Annotated in this window: 20 protein-coding genes; 4 read left to right on the forward strand and 16 right to left on the reverse strand. The window is 61.7% G+C overall.

Translation table 11 applies throughout. The annotated features are described in order from the left end of the window. Positions 1-13: 13 nt before the first annotated feature. The 3 genes from ACZ5TB_RS06075 to ACZ5TB_RS06085 all read right to left on the reverse strand — a co-directional run bounded on the left by ACZ5TB_RS06075 (position 14) and on the right by ACZ5TB_RS06085 (position 2141). Positions 14-283 (reverse strand): hypothetical protein, encoded by a 270-nt coding sequence (locus ACZ5TB_RS06075; RefSeq protein WP_464792386.1) that lies wholly within the window; start codon positions 281-283, stop codon positions 14-16. 51 nt (positions 284-334) lie between these two features. Next, positions 335-1003, reverse strand: a complete 669-nt coding sequence (locus ACZ5TB_RS06080) for a sigma-70 family RNA polymerase sigma factor (RefSeq protein WP_464779798.1) — start codon at positions 1001-1003, stop codon at positions 335-337. 343 nt (positions 1004-1346) lie between these two features. Then, positions 1347-2141, reverse strand: coding sequence for a response regulator (locus ACZ5TB_RS06085; RefSeq protein WP_464792387.1), 795 nt, complete (start codon positions 2139-2141; stop codon positions 1347-1349). 297 nt (positions 2142-2438) lie between these two features. Between ACZ5TB_RS06085 and ACZ5TB_RS06090 the strand changes: the two genes are divergently transcribed. Beyond that, complete coding sequence (locus tag ACZ5TB_RS06090; protein WP_464792388.1) at positions 2439-2663, forward strand: NepR family anti-sigma factor; 225 nt, start codon at positions 2439-2441, stop codon at positions 2661-2663. Positions 2664-2857: 194 nt separating this feature from the next. Further along, the gene (locus tag ACZ5TB_RS06095; protein ID WP_464792389.1) at positions 2858-4408 is read left to right on the forward strand and encodes a sensor histidine kinase; all 1551 of its coding nucleotides are present in this window, start codon (positions 2858-2860) and stop codon (positions 4406-4408) included. A 3-nt stretch (positions 4409-4411) separates the two neighbouring features. Here ACZ5TB_RS06095 and tgt read toward each other — a convergent pair whose 3' ends face one another. Both tgt and ACZ5TB_RS06105 read right to left on the reverse strand, forming a co-directional pair. After that, positions 4412-5542, reverse strand: coding sequence for a tRNA guanosine(34) transglycosylase Tgt (tgt, locus tag ACZ5TB_RS06100; protein WP_464792390.1), 1131 nt, complete (start codon positions 5540-5542; stop codon positions 4412-4414). A 61-nt stretch (positions 5543-5603) separates the two neighbouring features. After that, positions 5604-5783: a hypothetical protein gene (locus ACZ5TB_RS06105; RefSeq protein ID WP_449471859.1), complete on the reverse strand. Its 180-nt coding sequence runs from the start codon at positions 5781-5783 to the stop codon at positions 5604-5606. Positions 5784-6021: 238 nt separating this feature from the next. Here ACZ5TB_RS06105 and ACZ5TB_RS06110 point away from each other — a divergent pair, with 238 nt between their 5' ends. Beyond that, a complete protein-coding gene (locus ACZ5TB_RS06110; protein WP_464792391.1) occupies positions 6022-6978 on the forward strand; it encodes a crotonase/enoyl-CoA hydratase family protein in 957 nt (318 codons plus the stop codon). 3 nt (positions 6979-6981) lie between these two features. Here ACZ5TB_RS06110 and ACZ5TB_RS06115 read toward each other — a convergent pair whose 3' ends face one another. From ACZ5TB_RS06115 to groES, 3 genes are all read right to left on the reverse strand, one after another. Continuing rightward, entirely contained in the window at positions 6982-8973 is a 1992-nt protein-coding gene (locus ACZ5TB_RS06115; RefSeq protein WP_464792499.1) for a putative bifunctional diguanylate cyclase/phosphodiesterase, read from the reverse strand. Positions 8974-9481: 508 nt separating this feature from the next. Next, on the reverse strand, positions 9482-11128 hold the full coding sequence (groL, locus tag ACZ5TB_RS06120; RefSeq protein ID WP_464792392.1) for a chaperonin GroEL: 1647 nt from the start codon (positions 11126-11128) through the stop codon (positions 9482-9484). Positions 11129-11229: 101 nt separating this feature from the next. Beyond that, on the reverse strand, positions 11230-11517 hold the full coding sequence (gene groES, locus ACZ5TB_RS06125) for a co-chaperone GroES (RefSeq protein ID WP_167302842.1): 288 nt from the start codon (positions 11515-11517) through the stop codon (positions 11230-11232). 386 nt (positions 11518-11903) lie between these two features. On the opposite strand from groES, the gene yghU reads away from it, so the two are divergent. Next, the gene (yghU, locus tag ACZ5TB_RS06130) at positions 11904-12779 is read left to right on the forward strand and encodes a glutathione-dependent disulfide-bond oxidoreductase (protein WP_464779979.1); all 876 of its coding nucleotides are present in this window, start codon (positions 11904-11906) and stop codon (positions 12777-12779) included. 194 nt (positions 12780-12973) lie between these two features. On the opposite strand, the gene ligA is transcribed toward yghU, so the two are convergent. The 8 genes from ligA to rbfA all read right to left on the reverse strand — a co-directional run bounded on the left by ligA (position 12974) and on the right by rbfA (position 23177). After that, complete coding sequence (ligA, locus tag ACZ5TB_RS06135) at positions 12974-15118, reverse strand: NAD-dependent DNA ligase LigA (protein WP_464792393.1); 2145 nt, start codon at positions 15116-15118, stop codon at positions 12974-12976. A gap of 60 nt (positions 15119-15178) precedes the next feature. Then, positions 15179-16840 (reverse strand): DNA repair protein RecN, encoded by a 1662-nt coding sequence (gene recN / locus ACZ5TB_RS06140; RefSeq protein ID WP_464792394.1) that lies wholly within the window; start codon positions 16838-16840, stop codon positions 15179-15181. 110 nt (positions 16841-16950) lie between these two features. Beyond that, the gene (locus tag ACZ5TB_RS06145) at positions 16951-17736 is read right to left on the reverse strand and encodes an outer membrane protein assembly factor BamD (protein ID WP_196226413.1); all 786 of its coding nucleotides are present in this window, start codon (positions 17734-17736) and stop codon (positions 16951-16953) included. A 67-nt stretch (positions 17737-17803) separates the two neighbouring features. Continuing rightward, a complete protein-coding gene (locus tag ACZ5TB_RS06150; protein WP_464792395.1) occupies positions 17804-18820 on the reverse strand; it encodes a sensor histidine kinase in 1017 nt (338 codons plus the stop codon). 145 nt (positions 18821-18965) lie between these two features. Then, the gene (gene pnp, locus ACZ5TB_RS06155) at positions 18966-21287 is read right to left on the reverse strand and encodes a polyribonucleotide nucleotidyltransferase (RefSeq protein ID WP_464792396.1); all 2322 of its coding nucleotides are present in this window, start codon (positions 21285-21287) and stop codon (positions 18966-18968) included. Between the two features lie 177 nt (positions 21288-21464). Next, positions 21465-21734: a 30S ribosomal protein S15 gene (gene rpsO, locus ACZ5TB_RS06160; RefSeq protein WP_022681215.1), complete on the reverse strand. Its 270-nt coding sequence runs from the start codon at positions 21732-21734 to the stop codon at positions 21465-21467. A gap of 19 nt (positions 21735-21753) precedes the next feature. Next, a complete protein-coding gene (truB, locus tag ACZ5TB_RS06165; RefSeq protein WP_464792397.1) occupies positions 21754-22761 on the reverse strand; it encodes a tRNA pseudouridine(55) synthase TruB in 1008 nt (335 codons plus the stop codon). Positions 22762-22778: 17 nt separating this feature from the next. Next, positions 22779-23177: a 30S ribosome-binding factor RbfA gene (gene rbfA / locus ACZ5TB_RS06170; RefSeq protein WP_464792398.1), complete on the reverse strand. Its 399-nt coding sequence runs from the start codon at positions 23175-23177 to the stop codon at positions 22779-22781. Between the last annotated feature and the right edge of the window lie 78 nt (positions 23178-23255).

Consider the following 23255-nt stretch of genomic DNA (forward strand, 5'->3'; position numbering starts at 1 on the left):
GTCTGCCCGCAGGTCAGTTCCGGCTGTTCAGCCGCTCCGCCTCATTTTGGGCAGCATCGCCGACGACATGCGCTGCACTATCGGGTGAATCGGCCGCTTCGATCAGCGTGTCGCCCACTCGACTTTCGCGTTCCTTGGTCAGGTAGAAGAAGCCGATAGCCAGGATCAGGGCAATCGCAACGATCGCGAAAATCACGGTGCTACCGCGAGACCGCTGGGTTTCGATCATCGGGTCCCGCTGTTCGCGGTCCAGAGGAGGGTCTCTCTTTTCACCCTCAACCATAGTCCTTCTCCCATCCCCCTTCCCATCCGGGAAGGTCGGCAGGAACCGGCCTTACACGTCATCGGCATCCAGGTCGGGACTCTGCCTTGTCTCACGCCCCCGACTGAGGCGATCGACATCGTCCATGATCTCGTCCAGCACGGCTGTGTCTCTGGTCTCCTGCGTCCGCCGCGACGGCAAATCGCCGCTTTCGAGAATCTGTTCCAGCGCAGCGCGTCCACGCGCCACCCGGCTCTTTATCGTTCCAACCGCGACGCCGCAGATTTCGGCGGCCTCTTCATAGGCAAAACCGCCCGCGCCGACGAGGATGAGCGCCTCACGCTGCGGCTGGGGCAATTGCAACAGGGCACGCTGCATATCGGAAAGCTCGACATGCTTGTCCTGACCAGCAGGCGCCGCCAACAGGCGGTCAGCCGTCAGGTCATCCCAATCGCCACGAAAGCGCGAGCGCCGCATCTGCGACAGATAATGGTTGCGCAAAATGATGAACGTCCAGGCGCGCATGTTGGTGCCCGCCTGGAAACGGGCACGCGCCGCCCACGCCTTCAAAAGCGTTTCCTGAACGAGGTCATCGGCGACATCGCGATTGCCCGAAAGGGACCGGCCAAACGCGCGCAAGTGCGGGATCACCGCAGCTAGTTCACGTTTGAAATCCGAATCCGAGAGCGACTGCCGCTCTTCTTCCTGGTGCTCCGCCTCCTGGCCAAGCCCTTCGCTCATGGGAACAACCCTCTTACTGGCTGTCGCCCTCGCCTCATGAACCGAAGCCGTCAAAGCCATATGTGCGTCCGCATCCTATACCCATTGTTCCACGGAACCAATGTTGTTTACCCGTAATAGCTCCACAGCACGATCAGCATGCCAATAATTACCAGAGGCAGCGAAATGCCGAGAATGTAACGGACTATGTGTGGCGTCGATCCTGACCTGGCGTCTTCGGTAGCAACGTGCTTTTCCTCTTCCGCCATAATTCACCTCCCGATCGTTACGCATGAATAACGCGGGGGAATGAGCCGGGTTCCGCCACTCATTCAGTCTTTTATGGCACGACGGCTTTGCCCAATCATACCGGGGCGGTGGCCTCGTCAAAGAAAAGAGCCTGCGAAATGGCCGCTTTGACCGTCGAACGCTGGAACGGCTTGGTGATCAGGAAGGTCGGTTCGGGGCGTTCACCCGTCAGCAGACGCTCGGGGAAAGCGGTGATGAAAATGACGGGCACGGAGAATTCCGCCAGAATGTCCTTCACCGCATCGATGCCGCTGGAATCGTCGGCCAACTGAATGTCGGCCAGCACCAGCCCCGGCCGCTCCGCCATCGCTTCACGCACCGCATCTTCACGCGTCACGGCAATCGCCGTCACTTCATGACCAAGGTCGCGGACGATCGTTTCGATGTCCATGGCGATGATGGGCTCGTCCTCGATGATCAAGACCTTGGCGCGAGTCTGCGCCTCGATCTCGCCAAGCGCTTCTTCCACCAGGGCCTCGACATCGGCAGGGTCCAGACCGATCAGATAGGCGACGTCATCGACCGTGAAACCTTCCAGCGCCGTCAGCAGCAGCGCCTGTCGGGGGAGCGGCGTCAACCGCGCGAGCCGTGCCTGTGCAACCGCTTCCTGCCCGTCATTCCCCGTCAGGACCGGGCCATCTTCCAGATGGGAGGACGACCAGATCGCGTGGAAAGTCCGGTAAAGGCCAAGCCGCGGATCGACATCGGCCGGAAACTCTTCGGGCGCCGCGACGATCGCTTCCAGCGTCGCACGAACATAGGCGTCACCATGGCCCTGGCTGCCCGTCAGGGCGCGGGCATAGCGGCGCAAGAAAGGAAGATGGGGGTGCAGTTGCTGTCCAAGCGACATCTGTAAATCTTCTCCCAGCCCATAGGGCGCATTGCTACTAAACACTCGCTGCGCGAAAGGATGGATTGCCGATGCCGATGTGGCAAGCCCCCGCCCCTCTCGGTCGCCTTTCACAAGGCCACAAAAAATGCTTCGAAGTGCGGAACCAACGACGAAAAGATTTGTTTCACTGCCGTTCGGTTTTTTAACTGAAATCTGGATTTTGATGTAAAGCTCCGCTGGCGGTCAATTGACGTCGTGCGGGAAAGCCGCAAAAGAAATGTCGATTGACATGTTAGCGTTGCAGAGGGGCGTATTTTGGTTGCTTCAACGACGGAACGGGATGTGAAGGGAGGGGACAAGAAAGATGTCGGCGCCAACACCCCGGATTCGGGCGTAACTGGCAACGCCCCCCGCAAACGGCGATCCTCCCCGGCCAAGGGTGACGGACAAGTCGCCAACGCGCTGCGCTCCGTCTATCAGCGTGCGGTGGATGAAGACATTCCCTCCGAAATGCTCGACCTACTGCGGAAGCTGGACTAAGCGTCGGTTCAAGGAACGACGTCATTGAGGCGTCCCGGACGGAGGGCAGACTGGTGCTTTTCGAAAATGGAATATGCGCGGGTCGATCCGCTGCTGCTTGGGCCGCCCATATTCGTGTGCGCCAAGCTATTCCAGTCGATACATTCCTGATTATCGCATGAACGGGACGGCCAGTCCCAGCCAGTTGATTGCTCATGCGTAACTTGAACAGCCTGATCCAATCCACCGGCGTCAAGATGTTCCTCATCCTGACGCTCGCCCTGCTGCCGCTGGGCCTTATCGCGCTTGTGGCGTCCTTGCAGGCCATCCGGACGTCAGACTTGGAAAAGGAAGCGCTGCTTCGCGTGTCCGTGACGCAGAGCGCTCGCAAGTTGACCGAAGATCTGGCTTCGGATCGAACGGCATTGTTGCTTACCGCCAACGCGCTGTCCACCGGCAGCGAGGGGCCGGAAATGTGCCAGCGGCTGTCGCTCTTCCTGACGTCCCACGACCGGGAAGGCGGCCGATACTATATCTACGATCGAAAGGGTCGCCGCATCTGCGGATCGTCCCAGCCGGAACCGCACGGCCTGACCAAGGCGGCACGTTTTCACACGGCCCCGGCGCTGCTGCTGCCAGCGTCGGGCTATCTCGTCAGCCGCGTGGTCAGCGACAATCGGCAGGTGGCGGCAATCGCCTATTATTCGCGCTCCTATCTGGAAACGATCGCCAGCCCGACCACCACGCTCCAGAACCGGCAGTTAAGCTTGCAGCAGGGCGATCAGCTTCTGGTGGTCAGTCATCCAACAGGCAATCTGCGGGGCAAAAGCACCAGCCTGTCAGCGAGGCTTGATCCGCCGGACATCCTGCTCACCATGACCTTGCGCGATCCGCCGGTCACGCTTGCGCGCATGCTGTCGCTGTTCCTGCCGCTGGTGATGTGGTTCGCGGCGGCGGCGATCGGCTGGTTTGTAGTAAACCGGCTGCTTATCCGCCCGCTCGTGGTGCTGCGCCGCACTGTGGCGGCCTATCATCCCGGCGAAGTGTTGGAGCCCATGCGCCGCATACGCACCCCGGCGCAGGAAATAGTGGCGCTGGGCGAAACCTTTCGCGAGATCAGCGAGGATGTCGCAACGCATGAGGCTGAGATGGCCGAGGGGCTTGAAACCCAGCGCAAATTGACGCGGGAGGTGCATCATCGCGTCAAGAACAATCTCCAGATCATCGCCAGCCTGATCAGCCTGCATGCCCGTGCCGCGCACGAGCCCGAAGCCGTGGAGGCCTACGCCTCGATCCAGCGCCGCGTCGATGCATTGTCGGTCGTCCATCGCAACCATTATGCGGAATTGGAGGAGCATCGCGGCGTCGGCGTGCGGTCACTGGTCAGCGAATTGTCCGCCAGCCTGCGCGGCACTGCTCCAGCCGAAGCGCGTCGGTTCGGCATCCAGATCGACAGCGACAATCTGCACATCAGTCAGGACGTCGCCGTGCCTATCGCATTCCTGCTGACCGAACTCGTGGAACTGGCGATGCTGTCCGATCCCAGGACAGGCATGCGCATAACGGTGCAGCTTGAACCCGGACGGGAAGACCGCGCGGTCCTTCACGTCAGTTCCCCGGCCTTGCGCGCTTCGGATGCGATGGGCGAACGGATCGAGGAACGTTATGGCCGGGTACTGACGGGCCTTTCCCGCCAGCTACGCGCTCCGCTGGATCATGATCCGGTCGCTGGCGACTATGCCATCGCCATCACCGTCATTCCCTGATCATCAGACCCGCTGATAGTCGCGCCGGAAATCCGCCGCGAAGGCAGCAAACCGGCCCTGCGCGATATTGTAGCGGATCGCCTGCATCAATGACTGGTAAAAGTGGATGTTATGCTGGGTCATCAGCATCGCGCCCAGCATTTCTCCGGCCTTTACCAGATGATGCAGATAGGCGCGGCTCCATGTCGCGCAAACCGGGCAGGTGCAGCGCGGATCGAGCGGCGAAAGATCCTCAGCAAAGCGGGCGTTGCGAATATTGAGCGGACCAGCCCAGGTGAAAGCCTGTCCGTTGCGCCCGCTGCGCGTCGGCAGGACGCAATCGAACATGTCGATCCCGCGTTCCACGGCTCCAACAATGTCGTCGGGTTTCCCCACCCCCATCAGGTAGCGGGGCTTGTCCTGGGGCAGCATATCGGGCGCATAGTCGAGGCAGCCGAACATCGCCTCCTGCCCCTCCCCGACCGCCAGGCCGCCGACGGCATAGCCGTCAAAGCCGATCTCGATCAGCTTCTGCGCCGAAATATGCCGGAGATTTTCGTCAAGCGAACCCTGCTGGATGCCGAACAGCGCGGCGCGCTCGGCATGCTCGCCACCCGCGTCAAAGCCATCGCGCGACCGCTTCGCCCACCGCATCGACCGCTCCATGCTATGCGCGGCTTCGTCGTGGGTGCAGCCGTTTTTCGTGCATTCGTCGAACGCCATGACGATGTCGCTGTCGAGCAGGCGCTGAATCTCCATCGAGCGTTCGGGCGTCAGCATATGACGGGACCCGTCGATATGGCTGGCGAAGGCCACCCCCTCCTCGCTCATCTTCGTGAGCGCGGACAGGCTCATCACCTGATAACCGCCGCTGTCCGTCAGGATCGGCCGGTCCCATCCCATGAAGCCATGCAGCCCGCCCAGCCTTGCGACACGCTCGGCGCCGGGACGCAGCATCAGATGATAGGTATTGCCCAGGATGATGTCGGCGCCAGTCGCGCGGACCTCAGCGGGTCGCATGGCCTTTACTGTCGCGGCGGTGCCCACCGGCATGAAGGCCGGGGTTCTGATCTCCCCACGGCGCATCTGGATCGTGCCCGTACGGGCCTTGCCGTCCGTTGCGGCTATAGCGAAGGAAAAGCGGGATTGAGTCACGCTGCGCGCTCTAGAACATCGCGCGAAGAAGTGGGAACCGCTTTTTGAAAATTATGCGGGATCAACCCGCCTTGCGCAGGCCGTCGAACGCCACGATCGCATCGATGTCGAAACCCTCCACGCGGCGATAATTGCCGATGAAGCACAGGCAATCAGCCGCCAGGTTAAGGGTCCAGCTCGTCCCCTCTTCATCATGAAGCAGGAGCGTCACAATCTGGGGATCGGTGCGATGTCTGTCCATGCACCATTTCATAATTAATAAAGGTTAACAAAGCCCTGAGACGATCTTCATCTGCAAATTGGTTAACGGCATTTGTTGCATTAATGCAACGTTAACCATAGCGATCGCGTCATTTCTGCTACTTAGAGGCAACAGTCGGCGATAAAAAGGGTTAATGACCCACTCTTCGGGTTCGCAGCGGTTGCATAGGTCTGACAATATTGTTTTCCTCAGCATATATCGAAATGCGGGGGCACAGATGATTGATTCCGGACGGTTTAATCCGGCACGTGATGAGGTGGAGGACGCTTCGCCCGTGCATCTGCACGTCGAAAACATTCAGCCATTTGCCGCTACGGAAGCTGCGCCTCAGGCGCGCGACAACGGCCATTCGATGCTGTTCGACCTGGGTCAGATCGACGTCAGCTTTGAAGAATCGACCGACACATTATGGGCGTTCATGACGCCCGCGAATCGGCCAAACTATAGTTTGCCGATGCTGCGCGACATTCGGCTTTGGCAGACAGAGGCCAAGCGGCTGTTTGATGAAGGCGCTCTGCCGCTCAAATATATGGTGCTGGGTTCACGTTTTCCGGGCGTTTTCAACCTCGGCGGCGACCTTGAGCTGTTTGCTGGCTGCATTGAGCGGGGCGACCTGCCTGGCCTCGTCAAATATGGCCATGCCTGCATCGACGTGGTCCATCGCGCCTGGCGCAATGCGGACATGCCGCTGATCTCCATCGCATTGGCACAGGGCGACGCACTTGGCGGCGGCTTCGAGGCACTTCTTTGCTTCGATGTGGTCGTGGCGGAGCGGAGCGCTCGTTTCGGCTTGCCCGAAATGCTCTTCGGCCTCTTCCCCGGCATGGGCGCCTATTCCATTCTGGCGCGCAAGCTCGGCCGTCGCATGGCGGAGCGCATGATCCTGTCGGGCAAAGTCTACACCGCTGAAGAGATGTACGACATGGGCGTGGTCACCATCCTTGCCGAGGATGGAGAGGGCGAACAGGCCGTGCGTGACTATATCACCGGCAACCGTCCACACCATGCAGGCCATGTCGGCGTGTTCGAAGCGGGCCGCCGCGTCGATCCGCTCGATTATGCCGAGCTCAAGGACATTGTGGAGAATTGGGCGGCTACCGCGCTCAAGCTCGATCCCAAGGACCTGCGCATGATGCGTCGGCTTGCTTCTGCCCAGACGCGCCTGACCAAATAGCCGTCAGGCGCGGCGGCGGCTCTGCATGAGCGTGACGACGTTGCTTTTCTCACGCCGCATGTCACTCATCATCCTGAGCAGATCCTCGGCTGGCATGGGGCGGCTGAGCACGAAACCCTGCACATTGCTGAAGCCCATCTCACGCGCATAACGCAGCTGCTCTTCGGTCTCGATACCTTCCGCCACCGTTTCGACGTCCAGCGAATGGGCCAGATAGGCGACCGACTGGGCGATCGCGCGGTCCCGGCCCTTTTCCCCCACGCTGCGCATGAAGCTCTGATCGACCTTCAGCGTGTCGAAGGAATAGTCGCGCAGATAGCCAAGCGACGAATAGCCCGTTCCAAAATCATCAAGAGCCAGCCGCAACCCGATCCGCTGAAGCTCCGACAGGATGAGGCTGGTCCGGCCGCTATCTTCAAGGAAGATGGACTCCGTCACTTCCAGTTCCAGCCGCTTGGCCTTCAAGCCCGATCCCATCAGCGCCGATATGACGGCGCGCGGAAGCCCGTCGCTCTTGATAAGCGCGGGCGAGATGTTGACGGCGACGCGGACATGATCTTCCCACAGCATGGCGTCACGGCACGCCTGCTCCAGCGCCCATGCGGTGATCGGTTCGATCAGGGAGCTGCTTTCGGCGACCGGTATGAATTCGGCCGGTGAAATCCGGCCCATGGTCGGGTGATCCCACCGCATCAACGCTTCGCAGATGGCGATCTTGCCGGTGACGGTGTCAAAGATCGGCTGATAATGCAGGAGCAGTTCGCCATTCGCCATGGCGCTGCGCAGCGCCATTTCCAGCTCATAGGTCCGGTTTTGCCGCTCTTTCATCGACCAATCGAACTGCGCATGGCGGTTCCGCCCCGTGCGTTTCGCTTCATACAGAGCCATGTCAGCGTGCTGGAGCAGTTCTTCGCTATCGCGCCCGTCATCGGGCGCAACCGCAATGCCCATCGATGCGGTGACCGTCAGATGATAGCCGCTGACGTCGAAGTCGTGGCTGAACTCTGTCATCACGTCACGGGCGATCTGCTCGGCAATGGAGCGATCCGCGCCGGGGCAAATCACGATAAATTCGTCTCCGCCAAAGCGGGCGACATGACCACGGCTATCAAGCGCATGGGAAAGCCGGGCAGCTACGGTGCAGAGTAGCTGATCGCCAATGATATGGCCGAGCGAATCGTTGATCTCCTTGAACCGGTCCAGGTCCATCCAGAACACGGCCATCGGGTCCTGATCGGACTGACGCTTGTCGAACAATTCCCGCAGGCGCATCTGCATCGCCATGCGGTTTTCGACGCCGGTCAGGCTGTCGAACCGCGCCAGCCGCTCGAACTTCGTCGCCAGCTGCGACTTTTCATAATTGCCCTGCAATGCCTCCACGACGATTCTGTGGGTCGTGCGCGTGATCTCCGCCATGGCGAAGATCATCAGGAACAGCATGGTCGCCAGAACCCAATAGCCAAGCCCCCCCGCGATGCAGAGACCAAGGGAGGTTGGCAGCAGCGCGAAACAGGTTTGGCCGACCGCGATATGAATGCGGCCCGCATTGCGCCCCGCGATGCCGCCTGAATAGGCCGCCACCAGCGTCACGCTCAATATATGCAACGACGCGTCGCCGGTAAGGACCAGCGTGGCGAAGGCGAGCAGACCAAGCAGCGCCGCATAGCCCCACGCGCCCAATTCATAGGCCAGGCCCCAGATTTGCTGCGTGGGTCCTTGATGATCAGCCAACTGCCGCAGAAAATAGACTGCCGAAACCGACCGGCTCACCGCGACCAGGAAAATCAACGCCGCGATCGTGGTGATTTCGGCGCGGCCAGCGTGGACGGCAACGACGAAACTGAGCGCTCCGCCGGCCAGCGCGCCGATCATCAGCGATTTGGGCGAGGCGTAGAGCGATTGAACAAGGCTGTCCTGGACCTCAGCGCTCTGCTGAGTATCGGGCGCGAGGTGCGCGCGCAATTTTGCGCTCCAATGAAGGAAGAGGCGTGACACGTCTCCGTCATCTTTGGCCAAACATGATTTCTATTTGGTAAATTCCGGCGCAGGAAGATGCCCGAAATGGAGCTATTGCGCGGCTGTCGGGCGTGGGGCTGCCCCGTTCATTTGCCGCCGCCTTGTCCGGCCGCTTAACCTTCAGACTTCCCTATAGAATGCTCGGTAGAGCAACCCCGTCAGCCCTCCTGTGCAAGCTGGAGCAGCATAGCTTTTATCCGAATTACCCTCCCCGTTCGGGCTGAGCTTGTCGAAGCCCTCTTCTTCTTGAAAAGCAACGGAACCCTTCGACAGGCTCAGGGCGAACGGAAATAGGAGGCTGTGCCGATTTGAGGCATGATGCCCCAATATGTCACGAAATTGCGCCATGCCTCCCGCCGGAGATGCCAGCTTTCAATAGCATCGCCCACGCCATAGGGCCTGCAAGCTCCTCGCTCCCGCAGCCCTCAAAGAAAAAGGCCGGTGGATCGCTCCACCGGCCCTTCTCGTTTTCGCGTGAGCGAAGGACTTAGAAGTCCATGCCGCCCATGCCACCCATGCCGCCGCCCGGCATGCCCATCGGCGCCTTGTCGTCGGCGGGCGTTTCGGCGATGCACGCTTCGGTGGTGATCAGCAGACCGGCGACCGAGGCCGCGTCCTGCAGGGCCGCACGAACGACCTTGGTGGGATCGATGACGCCAGCGACGACAAGGTTCTCATAGGTGTCGGTCGCGGCGTTGAAGCCCTGGGTCTCGTCATTTTCGCGCAGCAGGTTGCCAGCGACAACCGCACCATCGACGCCCGCATTCTGGGCGATCTGGCGCAGCGGCGCTTCGATGGCCTTGCGGATGATGTCGATGCCACGGGTCTGGTCGTCGTTGACGCCCTTAAGGCCTTCGAGAGCCTTGGTCGCGTACAGCAGAGCCGTGCCGCCACCGGGGACGATGCCTTCTTCAACGGCTGCGCGGGTTGCGTGCAGCGCGTCGTCGACGCGGTCCTTGCGCTCCTTGACTTCGACTTCCGAAGCACCGCCAACCTTGATGACGGCAACACCGCCAGCCAGCTTGGCAAGGCGTTCCTGCAGCTTTTCGCGATCATAGTCGGACGTGGTCGTCTCGATCTGAGCGCGGATCTGCTCGGTGCGGCCCTTGATCGCTTCGGCATCACCGGCGCCATCGACGATGGTGGTGTTGTCCTTGTCGATGGTCACGCGCTTGGCGGTGCCGAGCATGCCCAGGGTCACGTTCTCAAGCTTGATGCCGAGGTCTTCGGAGATCACTTCGCCCTTGGTCAGGACGGCGATGTCTTCCAGCATGGCCTTGCGACGGTCGCCGAAGCCAGGCGCCTTGACCGCAGCGACCTTCAGGCCACCGCGCAGCTTGTTGACGACCAGGGTCGCCAGCGCTTCGCCTTCGATGTCTTCCGCGATGATCAGCAGGGGACGGCCCGACTGAACAACCGCTTCGAGGATCGGCAGGATCGACTGAAGGTTCGACAGCTTCTTTTCGTGGATCAGGATGTACGGATCAGCCAGTTCGACTGCCATCTTTTCCGGATTGGTCACGAAGTAGGGCGACAGGTAGCCGCGGTCGAACTGCATGCCTTCAACGACGTCCAGCTCGAATTCGAGGCCCTTGGCTTCCTCGACGGTGATCACGCCTTCCTTGCCGACGCGCTCCATCGCTTCGGCGATCTTTTCGCCAACGACGGTGTCGCCATTAGCCGAAATGATGCCGACCTGGGCGATTTCCTTCGTGCCAGCAACCGGCTTGGAACGGCCCTTGAGGTCCTCGACAACCTTGGCAACGGCAAGATCGATGCCGCGCTTCAGGTCCATCGGGTTCATGCCGGCGGCAACCGACTTCATGCCTTCGCGAACGATGGCCTGGGCCAGAACGGTCGCGGTGGTGGTGCCGTCACCGGCAACGTCGTTGGTCTTCGAAGCGACTTCGCGGACCATCTGCGCACCCATATTCTCGAACTTGTCCTTCAGTTCGATTTCCTTGGCGACGCTGACGCCGTCCTTGGTGATGCGGGGAGCGCCGAAGCTCTTGTCGATGACGACGTTGCGGCCCTTGGGACCCAGGGTCACCTTGACCGCGTCGGCCAGGATGTCGACGCCGCGCAGGATGCGCTCACGAGCGTCACGCGAAAACTTTACGTCCTTCGCTGCCATGATCTTTTACCTTCCTCAAAGATTGTAAAATTTGCGAAGTTCACACCATTCTTGATGGCTGAAATCCGCGAAAAAATGGAATGACTATCCGGTTCGCAGCTTTACGCGACGACGCCGAGAATGTCCGATTCCTTCATGATCAGCAGGTCTTCACCGTCGACCTTGACCTCGGTGCCCGACCACTTGCCGAACAGGATGCGGTCGCCAGCCTTGACGTCCAGCGGGGTCACCTTGCCGTCTTCGGCCTTGGAGCCGGTGCCGACGGAAACGACTTCGCCTTCCTGCGGCTTTTCCTTGGCGGTGTCGGGGATGATGATGCCACCGGCAGTCTTTTCTTCCGCTTCTACGCGGCGAACGAGAACGCGGTCATGCAACGGACGAAATGCCATGTTGAGTTGCCTTTCCCTCTATTGGGTTGGGTCGGACGTTCAATCGCGGGGATTTCCCTATCCGCGAATCTGCTGAACGCCGTTCCTTCTCCCGTATGAACCAGGTTCTGTTAGCACTCTCTTTTGAAGAGTGCCAGCGTCGCGGAATATGGAGCGATGAAATTGCCGGTCAAGAGATGGATGCAGATTTTTTATGCCTCCCGTCACGAACGGAAAGCGTACGCCTTGTGCGCGTTGGGCGGCCATTTGTCATCCACGCAGCGCCAATGCGCGGGATTGTTGCGACCGTTGGCGTGTCCAAGCCGTTTCCCTTGAGCCCGACCGTTGCGGCACAGGATGATGCTCCCTACTTGCGGGACGACATCCCCATGGGAGCATTTTGCCAAATGATTGAAAGCTATACTCCGCCTCGCGTCTGGACATGGGACAAGGATAATGGCGGTGCCTTTGCCAACATAAACCGGCCGATCGCGGGCGCGACCCACGACAAGGAACTGCCGGTTGGGAAGCACCCGCTGCAACTCTACTCACTCGGCACGCCCAACGGGCAAAAGGTCACGATCATGCTGGAGGAGTTGCTGGCGGCGGGCCATCCGAGCGCCGAATATGACGCCTGGCTCATCAACATCAGCGAGGGCGACCAGTTCGGCAGCGGATTTGTCTCGGTCAATCCGAACAGCAAAATCCCTGCCCTGATGGACCACAGCGTTTCACCGCCGCAGCGGGTGTTCGAGTCCGGCGCCATCCTGGTCTATCTGGCCGAGAAGTTTGGCGCGTTCCTGCCCACGGACCCGGCGAAGCGTACCGCGACCCTGTCCTGGCTGTTCTGGCAGATGGGCAGCGCACCCCTGTTGGGCGGTGGCTTTGGCCATTTCTTCGCCTATGCGCCTGAAAAGATCGAATATGCCATCGACCGCTATGCGATGGAGGTGAAGCGGCAGTTCGACGTGCTGGACCGCCAGCTTGGTGAGCAGGAATATATCGCCGGCGATGAATTTACGATCGCGGATATCGCGATCTGGCCCTGGTATGGTGGGGTGGCACTTGACCGAACCTATGTGGGCGCGGGCGAATTTCTGGACGTGCAGAGCTATGCCAATGTGCAGCGTTGGGCGAAGCAGATCGACGCGCGCCCTGCCGTGAAGCGCGGCCGGATCGTGAACCGGGCGAATGGGCCGCTGGAGGAACAGCTTCGGGAACGGCACGATGCGAGCGATTTCGATACGAAGACTCAGGATAAGGTTCAGGTGGCGGGTCGATAGAGCTTTGTCGCCCCGCATTTGAAACTGATAGCTGGAATAAAATGATTTATCTCTGATCCGTTCGCTTCGAGCGCAGTCGAGAAGCGGGGCGCGCGGCGGCAACAATTAATTGCTACACGCCGCTCGAATGCACAGCGTTTCTCGACTGCGCTCGAAACGAACGGACGTAGTGTAGATCCGACGGAGCGTCGCCCCTACCCCGCCGCCTTCACGATTTCGGCCCAAGCGGCTTCGTCGATCACGGGAATCCCCAGGCCCGCCGCCTGTTTCAGCTTCGATCCCGCGCCGGGGCCAGCGACCACCAGGTCCGTCTTGGCGCTGACCGACCCGGCGGCCTTGGCGCCCAGGCGCTCGGCCTGTGCCTTGGCCTCATCCCGGCTCATGGTTTCGAGCTTGCCGGTGAAGACCACCGTCTTGCCCGTCACCGCGCTGGCGGTGGTTTCAACAACATAGTCAGGCGGCGACACTTCGGACAGCAGGTCGTCCCACGCCTCCCGATTATGCGGTTCGTGGAAGAAGTCGGCGAGGGCATGGCCGACGGCAGAGCCGACATTTTCAACGCCGATCATCTCCGCGATCGCCTTGTCCAGCCGATTGCGGAAGCGTGCTTCCTCCTCACCCTCGGCGCAGATGGTGGCATCGCGTAAGGCGATGATGTCCTCTGCCAGCGCCCTGACGCCGGGCAGGCTCGTATAGCGTTTCAGCAGGTCGCGAGCGGTGACCGCGCCAATGTGCCGAATGCCAAGGCCGAAAAGCAGGCGCGCGGCGTCCGGGGCACGCTTCGCCTCAATCGCAGCGAACAGGTTATCGACGGACTTTTCCTTCCATCCCTCCCGTCCGAGCAACGCGGCGCGATGCTGTTTGAGGCGGAAGATGTCAGCCGGTTCGGTGATCCATCCAAGGTCGAGAAATTCCTGAATGGTCTTCTCGCCCAGCCCCTCAATGTCGAGCGCACCACGGCTGACGAAATGGCGGAGCCGTTCGAACCGTTGCGCGCCGCAGATCAGCCCGCCGGTGCAGCGGATATCGACTTCGCCCTCTTCGCGCACGGCCTCCGACCCGCATACCGGGCAATGATCGGGGAAGAGGAAAGCGGGACGCGCTTCGTCGCGGGTCAGATTGTCGACCACCTGCGGGATGACATCGCCCGCACGCTGCACCACTATCCGGTCGCCCGGCCGCACGCCAAGCCGCTCGATCTCGTCGGCATTGTGCAGCGTCACGTTGGACACTACGACGCCCCCGACCGTCACGGGGGTGAGCCGCCCAACCGGCGTCAGCTTGCCCGTCCGACCAACCTGAATGTCGATCGCCTCCAAGGTGGTCTGCGCCCGTTCCGCCGGGAATTTATGCGCGATGGCCCAGCGCGGCGCCTTGGCAACAAAGCCCAGCCGCTGTTGCCAATCGAGCCGGTCGACCTTGTAGACCACCCCATCGATGTCGAACGGAAGGTCAGCGCGCGCAGCTTCAATGCCCCGATAATGTGCAATCAAGGCGTCGAGCGTATCGACGCGGGTCAGCATGTCCGACACCGGCAGGCCCCAGCGCGCAATTGCCTGCATGACGCCAAGCTGCGTCTCGGCCGGAAGACTGCTCGCCTCGCCCCAACCATGCGCAAGGAATCGCAGCGGGCGGCTGGCGGTGACGGCGGCGTCCTTCTGCCGCAGCGATCCCGCCGCAGCGTTGCGAGGGTTGGCGAACTGCCGCGCCTTTTCCGGGTCATCGGCCTCCGCGAGCAGGCGCTGATTGAGCGCGACGAAGTCCGCCTTCGCCATATAAACCTCACCCCGGACCTCGAACAGGTCGGGTACGTCGTCGCCGGTCAGGCGGTCGGGAATATCGCCGATGTGGCGCACATTGGCGGTCACATCCTCGCCCGTCATGCCATCGCCACGGGTCGCGGCGAGGCGTAGCTCGCCCTTTTCATAGCGGAGCGAACAGGACAGGCCGTCGATCTTCGGCTCAGCTGTCAGCGCGACGGGCTCGCCATCCGGCAGCGCGAGGAAGCGGCGGACGCGGGCAAGGAACTCGGCAATGTCCTCGTCCGAAAAGCCGTTGTCGAGGCTCATCATGCGGACCGCATGCGGGACCTTCTTCAACCCCGAAGTCGGCGCGGCACCGACCTGCGCATTGGGCGAATCCGCGCGGACGAGCTGCGGATAGGCAGCCTCCAGCGCATTATTTTCGCGGATCAGCGCGTCATAGGCGGCGTCCGTGATCTCGGGCTGATCCTGATCATGGTAGAGGCGATTGTGCCGCGCAATCTCTCTGGCCAGCCGCATCAGGCGATTGGCGGCTTGCGCTTCAGTCATCAGGGTCGGGTCGATCGAGTCACTCATATCTGCTCCATCCCCGTTCAGGGCGGGCTTGTCGAGAACCGATCATTGGCTCGTAGCAGTTCAGACTTCCAGCAGCCGCTCCGCCTGTGCCCTTGCCTCGGCGGTGATCTCCGCGCCGGAGAGCATGCGGGCAATCTCCTCGCGCCGCTCACCATCGCTCAGCGCATGGACGCCAGTGCGGGTTACGGTGCCGTCACTGGCCTTGGCGATCAGCATATGGCCAGCGCCGCGCGCGGCCACCTGCGGGCTGTGGGTAACAACGAGTATCTGGTTGCTCCGCGCCAGCCGCGCCAGACGGTCGCCGATCGCCGACGCCACCGCGCCGCCGACGCCCCGGTCAATCTCGTCAAAGATCAGCGTGTCCGCCCCGCCCCGCTCCGCCAGCGCGACCTTGAGCGCGAGGATGAAGCGGGAAAGTTCGCCGCCCGATGCGATCTTGACCAGGGGCGCGAAGGGAGCGCCGGGGTTGGTGGAAATCTCGAACTCCACCCGGTCCATGCCCTGCGCGCTCCACTGCCCTTCATCGAGCGCGGCGACGGTCGTGCGGAAGCGCGCGGCGTCGAGCTTCAGCGGCGCGAGTTCAGCCGCCACGGCGGCATCGAGCCGCGCGGCGGCATCCTTGCGCTGGGCGGAGAGCGTCTGTGCCGCCTCGCGATAGGCGGCCGCGCTGGCAGCGACAGCGGCTTCCAACGCGGCGATATGCTCCTCTCCACCCTCGATGGCGGCCAGCTTTACCGCCATCTCATCGCGCAGCGCAGCAAGGTCATCTGCGGCGACCTGATGCTTGCGCGCCAATCCACGCAGGTCGAACAGCCGCGTTTCGATCGCGTCCAACCGCGCCGGATCAAAGCTGAGCGCATCCGCTGCCTTCGCCAGCCGGTCCTCCGCCTCGCCCGCCTCAATCACCGCCCGGTCGAGGGCGGCGAGCACTTCGGCAAGTGGTTCATATTCACCCACCATGCGGTCGAGCCGCCGCGCCGCCTGCCGCAACTGCGCCAGCCCGCCATCCGACCCGGTGAGGCAATCCGTCACCGTCGATAGATCATCGGACAGCCGCGCGCCCTTTTGCATGGTCGCGCGCTCTTCGGCCAGCGCCGCTTCCTCACCGGGTTCGGGGCCAAAACGCGCCAATTCTTCAACGGCATGGGTCAGATAGTCGCGATCCCGCGCTGCCACCTCGACCGCCGCGCGGCTTTCCGCCAGCCGATCCGCCGCCGCGCGCCAGGCAGAGTGGGCAAATGCCACCGACGCGCTGTCGCAACGGCCATAGACGTCCAGCAACTGACGATGCCCACGCGGATTGAGCAGCCCGCGATCGTCATGCTGCCCATGTATCTCGACCAGCGTGCCGCCCAGGTCGCGCAGCAAGGCGGCGGAACAGGCCTGATCATTGACAAATGCCCGGCTTCCCCCGTCAGCCTTCAGCGTGCGGCGGATGATGAGCGGTTCGCCCGTATCCATTTCGATGCCGTTGCTGGCGAGCAGCTCGGCAGCTCTGTGATCGGCACGGGGTATATCGAAGGTCGCGGTGACGCTCGCCTGCGCCTCTCCGCTGCGGACGAGGCCGCTGTCAGCCCTCGCCCCCAGCGCCAGCCCAAGCGAATCGAGAAGGATAGACTTGCCCGCGCCCGTTTCCCCCGTCAGCACGCCAAGGCCCGTGCCGAACTCCAGGTCCAGCGCCTCGATCAGGACGACGTTGCGGATGGAAAGATTGGTCAGCAATGCGGCCGATCTCCAGACGTCATCCCAGCGGAAGCTGGGATCTCGTGCCGCCGGGTCGTGCCCAATGGCCTGAGACCCCAGCTTCCGCTGGGGTGACGGTAAATCGGCAATTACGCCTTCGCGCCATGTTCCCGCATGAGCTTGTAGCTACGCTCATACCATTTGGAGCCGGGATAGTTCTTGCCCAAAACAGCCGCAGCCTTCTGCGCTTCCTCCGGAATGCCGAGCGAGAGATAGCTTTCGACCAGACGCTCCAGCGCCTCGGGCGTGTGAGTGGTCGTCTGATATTTGTCGATGACCACGCGGAAGCGCAGCGTCGCCGCCAGCCACTGCCCACGACGCTGGTAGAAACGGCCGACTTCCATCTCCTTGCCCGCGAGGTGATCGTTGACCAAGTCCAGCTTCAACCGCGCGTCGGCGGCGTAACGGGTATCGGGATAGCGGCGGATCAGTTCACCCAGCGAATCCAGCGATTGCTGCGTGATCTTCTGGTCGCGGGTGACGTCGGCGATCTGCTCATAATAGCAGAGTGCGATCAGATAATAGGCGTAGGGCGCGTCCTTGTTGCCGGTATGAATCGCCAGAAAGCGCTGCGACGCCGCGATCGATTCACTATAATCCTTGTTCATATAATAGCTGAACGCGGACATGAGCTGCGCCCGGCGCGCCCAGGGGGAATAGGGATGCTGGCGTTCCACCTCGTCAAACAGGGCGGCGGCCATCTTATACTGCCCGCGATCGAGCCGGTATTTGCCCGCATTGTAAAGCGTGGACACGTCGCGGGCGACATATTGAGTGTCGGCCTTGTTCTTCGACGTGGCGCAGCCGGCGAGCAAGGCGGCAAGCAGAACCGGGGCGGTAGCAGCGCCAATGCGCGTCATGGTTTTCGTCAGCATGGCCGGGTCATAGCGGAGCGAATGGCACTCGCCAAGCGGCAGAATAGCGTGCGGACGCTTCAGGCTCTCAACGCGCCTGCGCAGGCAGGTCCAACCGGACGATGGCGCCGCCTTCCGGCCGCGCGTGCAGGCCGAACTGGCCGCTGAGCTGGCTCGCCAGCGCGCTTGCAATGCGCAGGCCGATGGAATTGCCCTTCTCGATCTCGAAATCGGGAGAGAGGCCATCGCCATCATCAGCGATCTTCAGCGACAGCGTCCCGCTCGAATCCTCCAGTGATACGTCAATCGTTCCGCCACGATTGGGCAAGCCATGCTCAATGGCATTGCTCACCGCCTCCGCCACGATCAGCGCCAGCGGCACGGCGACATGGGATTCCAGCGTGAGGCCCGGTGGAGCGCTGACGGTAACGCAAATGTCATCCCGCCCGCTCGCCTCCAGCACATCCGCCGTCAGCCGCGTCAGAAAGGCATGCAGGTCCTGCCCGTCCTCTGCCGGATCATACAACGCCCGGCTGATCCGACCAATCAGCGCGAGGCGGCTGGCGGCATCGTCCAACGCCCTGCTCGCCAGCTCATCGTCTACATGGCGCCGCTGCAATGACAGCATCGCGGCCACGACCTGCAAATTGTTGGAAACGCGATGCTGCAATTCGTGGAACAGAAGTTCCCGGTTTTCCGCCAGCGTACGGCTGCGTTCCCGTTCCACGGCAAGATTGAAATTGGCCCGCTGCATCAGATGAATCAGTGCAATGTCGATGCCGATCACGACCGCATAGAAAATAAGGGCGAGGATGACGCCGCTATCAAGGCTGCCGCCCGAACCCGCCGGAATGAAGAAATACCAGGACAGTATCCCGCAAATTATTCCCGCAAATATCCCGGGACGCAGCCCGAATAAAAAGGTCGAAAGGATGACAGCCGGAAAGAAGGATACGAAAGGATAGCCGATCGGCAGGAAACCTTGCGCCGTCAGCCTAAGGACAAAAGCGACACCGCAAAACAGCGCCGAGACGACATAAGCATATAACGGCCGTCGAAGCACAAGAGGAAGGCGCTCGACGAACCTTTCATTGGTACGCTGCATCTAATCCCCCTGAAATTGCGCCGTACAGTAACAGAAGTTCGGCCATCTCCAATTGATTGAGATCAAATAATTCGGCCTCCAACGAAAAAGGGCGCCCGGTGGGGGCGCCCTTCTCATTTCGCTTAAACTAATGGTCTGGAACCAATCAGTCCTGGGTCAGGAAGTCGGGCAGGCCTGCGTTGGAGCCATCGTCATCGCCACCCCGGCCTTCGCTGCGGGGGCCACGGTCACGACGCGGGCCGCGATCGCCACCGCGATCACCACCACGGCCGCCACGGTCGCCGCCATCACGGCGCGGGCCACGGCCCCGATCGCCACGATCACCACGGGGCTCGCGCGGTTCGCGGGCAGGACGGGTGTCCTCCAGCTCTTCGCCGGTTTCCTGATCGACGACGCGCATCGACAGGCGAACCTTGCCGCGCGGATCGATCTCGAGGACCTTGACCTTCACTTCCTGACCTTCCGACACGACGTCGGTCGGCTTCTCGACGCGCTCATTCTTCATTTCGGACACATGGACGAGGCCGTCCTTGCCACCCATGAAGTTCACGAACGCACCGAAATCGACGATGTTGACGACCTTGCCGTTGTAGATCTTGCCGACTTCCGCTTCCTCGACGATGCCGAGGATCCACTTCTTGGCGGCTTCGATCTGGTCGATGTCGGACGAGCTGATCTTGATGATGCCCTCGTCGTCGATATCGACCTTCGCGCCGGTTTCCGCGACGATCTCGCGGATGACCTTGCCGCCCGTGCCGATGACGTCACGGATCTTCGACTTGTCGATCTGGATCGTCTCGATGCGCGGGGCATGCGCCGACAGCTCGGTGCGGGTCGAGGACAGGGCCTTGTTCATCTCACCCAGGATGTGGGCGCGGCCTTCCTTCGCCTGACGCAGGGCGACTTCGAAGATTTCCTGCGTGATGCCGGCAACCTTGATGTCCATCTGCATGGTGGTGATGCCCGCTTCCGTGCCCGCCACCTTGAAGTCCATGTCGCCCAGATGATCTTCGTCGCCCAGGATGTCGGACAGGACTGCGAAGTCCTTGCCGTCGAGGATCAGGCCCATGGCGATGCCCGACACCGGACGCTTCAGCGGAACGCCCGCATCCATCATCGACAGCGAACCGCCGCAGACCGTCGCCATCGACGACGAGCCGTTGGACTCGGTGATGTCCGACAGAACGCGGATGGTGTAGGGGAACTCGTCCTTGCTGGGCAGCACGGGGTGCAGCGCACGCCATGCCAGCTTGCCATGGCCAACTTCACGGCGCCCCGGCGCGCCGAAGCGGCCGACTTCACCGACCGAATAGGGCGGGAAGTTATAGTGCAGCATGAAGTTTTCATAATAGACGCCATTCAAACCGTCGATCATCTGCTCAGCGTCCTTGGTGCCGAGCGTGGTGGTGCAGATCGCCTGCGTTTCACCGCGGGTGAACAGCGCCGAACCATGGGTGCGCGGCAGGAAGCCGACCATCGCTTCGATCGGACGGATCTGCGTGGTGGTGCGGCCGTCGATGCGCTTGCCATCCTTGATGATGGCGCCACGGACGATTTCCGATTCCAGCTTCTTGGTCAGCTTGATGCCGGCCATGACGGTCTGGGCGTCGAGACCTTCCTCAGCGAAGAATGCCTTCGCCTTGGCGCGGGCTTCGTTGATCGCGTTGGAGCGCGCGGACTTGTCGGTCAGCTTGTAGGCGGCCGTGATGTCCTTGCCGATCAGCTTCTTGAGCTTCTTCTTCAGGTCATCCAGATCTTCGCCCTTGGCGACTTCCCACGGATCCTTCGCGGCCTTTTCAGCCAGCTGGATGATCGCGTCGACGACCTTCTTGCTCGCTTCATGGGCGAACAGGACGGCGCCGAGCATCACGTCTTCCGAAAGCTCCTTGGCTTCGGATTCGACCATCATCACGGCGTTGCCGGTGGCGGCGACGACCAGGTCGAGTTCGCCGGTCTTCACCTCGTCCATCGACGGGTTCAGCTGATATTCGCCATCCTTGTAACCGACACGCGCGGCGCCGATCGGACCCATGAAGGGCACGCCCGACAGGGTCAGCGCAGCCGAAGCGGCGATCATCGCGACGATATCGGGCTCGCTCTCGCCATCGAACGACAGCACCTGGGCGATGACGTTGATTTCGTTGTAGAAACCTTCGGGGAAGAGCGGGCGGATCGGACGGTCGATCAGGCGGCTGGTCAGCGTTTCCTTTTCGGTCGCGCCGCGCTCACGCTTGAAGAAGCCGCCGGGGATGCGGCCGGCTGCGGAATATTTTTCCTGATAATGGACGGTCAGCGGGAAGAAGTCCTGTCCTTCCTTCACCGACTTGGCGGCGGTCACGGCGCACAGCACCACGGTCTCGCCATAGGTTGCCAGCACGGCGGCGTCAGCCTGACGCGCAATACGGCCAGTTTCGAGCGTGAGGGTCTTTCCGCCCAGCTCGATTGATACCTTCTTTACATCGAACATAATATTTTCCTTCGCCCGCCTGGCCCTATTGCCGGGCGGGGCCTGTGATGCGGGCTAAACCGGCCCGCAGCGGTTTCGGAGCATCGTCTGGCCCCTTGGTCGGAACATCCTGCCGAATTGCAGGAGCCCCGGAATCGGAAACGGCCCCGCGCGGGGGCCGCTCCTTCTTTAGCAGGCTTACTTGCGCAGGCCCAGCTTTGCGATGAGGTCGGTATACCGCGCCCCATCCTTTTTCTTCAGATAGTCCAGCAGCGAACGGCGCTTGTTGACCAGCATCAGCAGGCCGCGACGGCTGTGGTTATCCTTGTGGTGACCCTTGAAATGCTCGGTCAGGTTCGAAATGCGCTCCGAAAGGATCGCAACCTGGACTTCCGGCGAGCCGGTATCGCCTTCGGCGCGGGCATGTTCCTTGATCAGCGCTTCCTTGCGCTCTGCAGTAATCGACATCGGCTTCCTTTCATAACATCTAGAGATTGAAGCCGCGCACCACCCTGATCTCAGGGCCACTGGCCTCCACCAGCGCGACGGGCGTGTCGCCCTCCATCGCCAGCATGAGACCGGTATGCGGTTTCCCCACGAGCACCTTCCCCTGTCGGAGAGCCAGCGCATCGTCGGGAGAGACTGCGAGAGCCGGGATGTCGTCCAGCCCTGCGGTCAACGGCAGCATTAGACCACCGAAGCCGCCGCCCCTAGCAGCTTCGTCCAATTTGTCCAGTGAAATAGCGGATTCGAGGGTGAACGGGCCTGCCTTAACCCGGCGGAGCATGGTGACATGGCCGACCGTGCCGAGGGCGATCGCGATGTCGCGGGCGAGCGAGCGAATATAGGTGCCCTTGGAGACATGGGCGCGCAGGGTGACTTGGCTGATCCTCTCTCCCGGGAGGGGGAGAGGATACGCAGGCTTGGCAGCGTGCTGCCTAGCCGGAGTTGGGGAGGGGTTTGGCGCACCCTGCCCCTCTCCAAGCTGCGCTAGCCCGCTTTGCGAGCAAGCTTCGCTATCCTCTCCCCGTATCCGGAGAGAGGATATAGTCACATTGCGCGTCTTCATCTCAACATCCTGCCCAGCGCGCGCAAGATCATAGGCTCTTTGCCCATCGATGAGGATTGCTGAATAGGCGGGCGGCGCCTGTTCGATCGGGCCAGTAAAGCGGGGCAGCACCGCCTCCACTTCCACGAGCGTAGGCAGCACGTCTCTCTCCGCGATCACCTTTCCTTCGAGGTCCAGCGTGTCCGTCTGTGCGCCAAATGCTATCGTGAAGTCGTAGATCTTATCGCTGTCGAGCATCCGCCCGGCGAGCTTCGTCGCTTCGCCCACTGCGATCGGCAGCACGCCGGTAGCGAGCGGATCGAGCGTGCCCCCATGGCCAACCTTCCACTTGCCAGCACCACTTTGGCGAAGGGCGCGCTTGACCGCGCTGACCGCCTGCGTCGAGCCAAGTCCGTGCGGTTTATCGAGGATGATCCAGCCGTGCATCGGATCAACGCAGCGCGTCAGCCCTCATCATCCGGCTGTTCAAGATCCTGCGCGACTTTGGGATCACGCAGCAGCTTGTCGATATGGCTACCTTCGTCAAAGCTCTCGTCCGCCAGGAATTTGAGCTTGGCCGCATATTTCAGGCGGATGCGGTGAGCCACCTCGCGCTGGAGATAGGCGGTGTTGGTGCGCAGCGCCTTCAGCACCGCCTCCTCATCCTGACCCAATAGCGACTTTATGAACACCGTGGCGTGCCGCAGGTCAGGCGACATGCGAACCTCGGTGACGCTGACGACATGCTTGGCCAGCACATCATCATGCACGTCACCGCGCTGGAGAATGTCGGACAAGACATGGCGCACCTGTTCACCCACGCGGAGGAGGCGGACGGAGGGGCCTTCGGGTTGTTGGGCCATTAGCCTAAATCTCCCCCCTCCCGCAGGCGGGAGGGTGTTTCGGGTCGGTCAAGCCCCCGGCTTGACCTAAACAGCGCG

This window comes from Sphingobium sp. TomTYG74 (genome assembly GCF_055393875.1).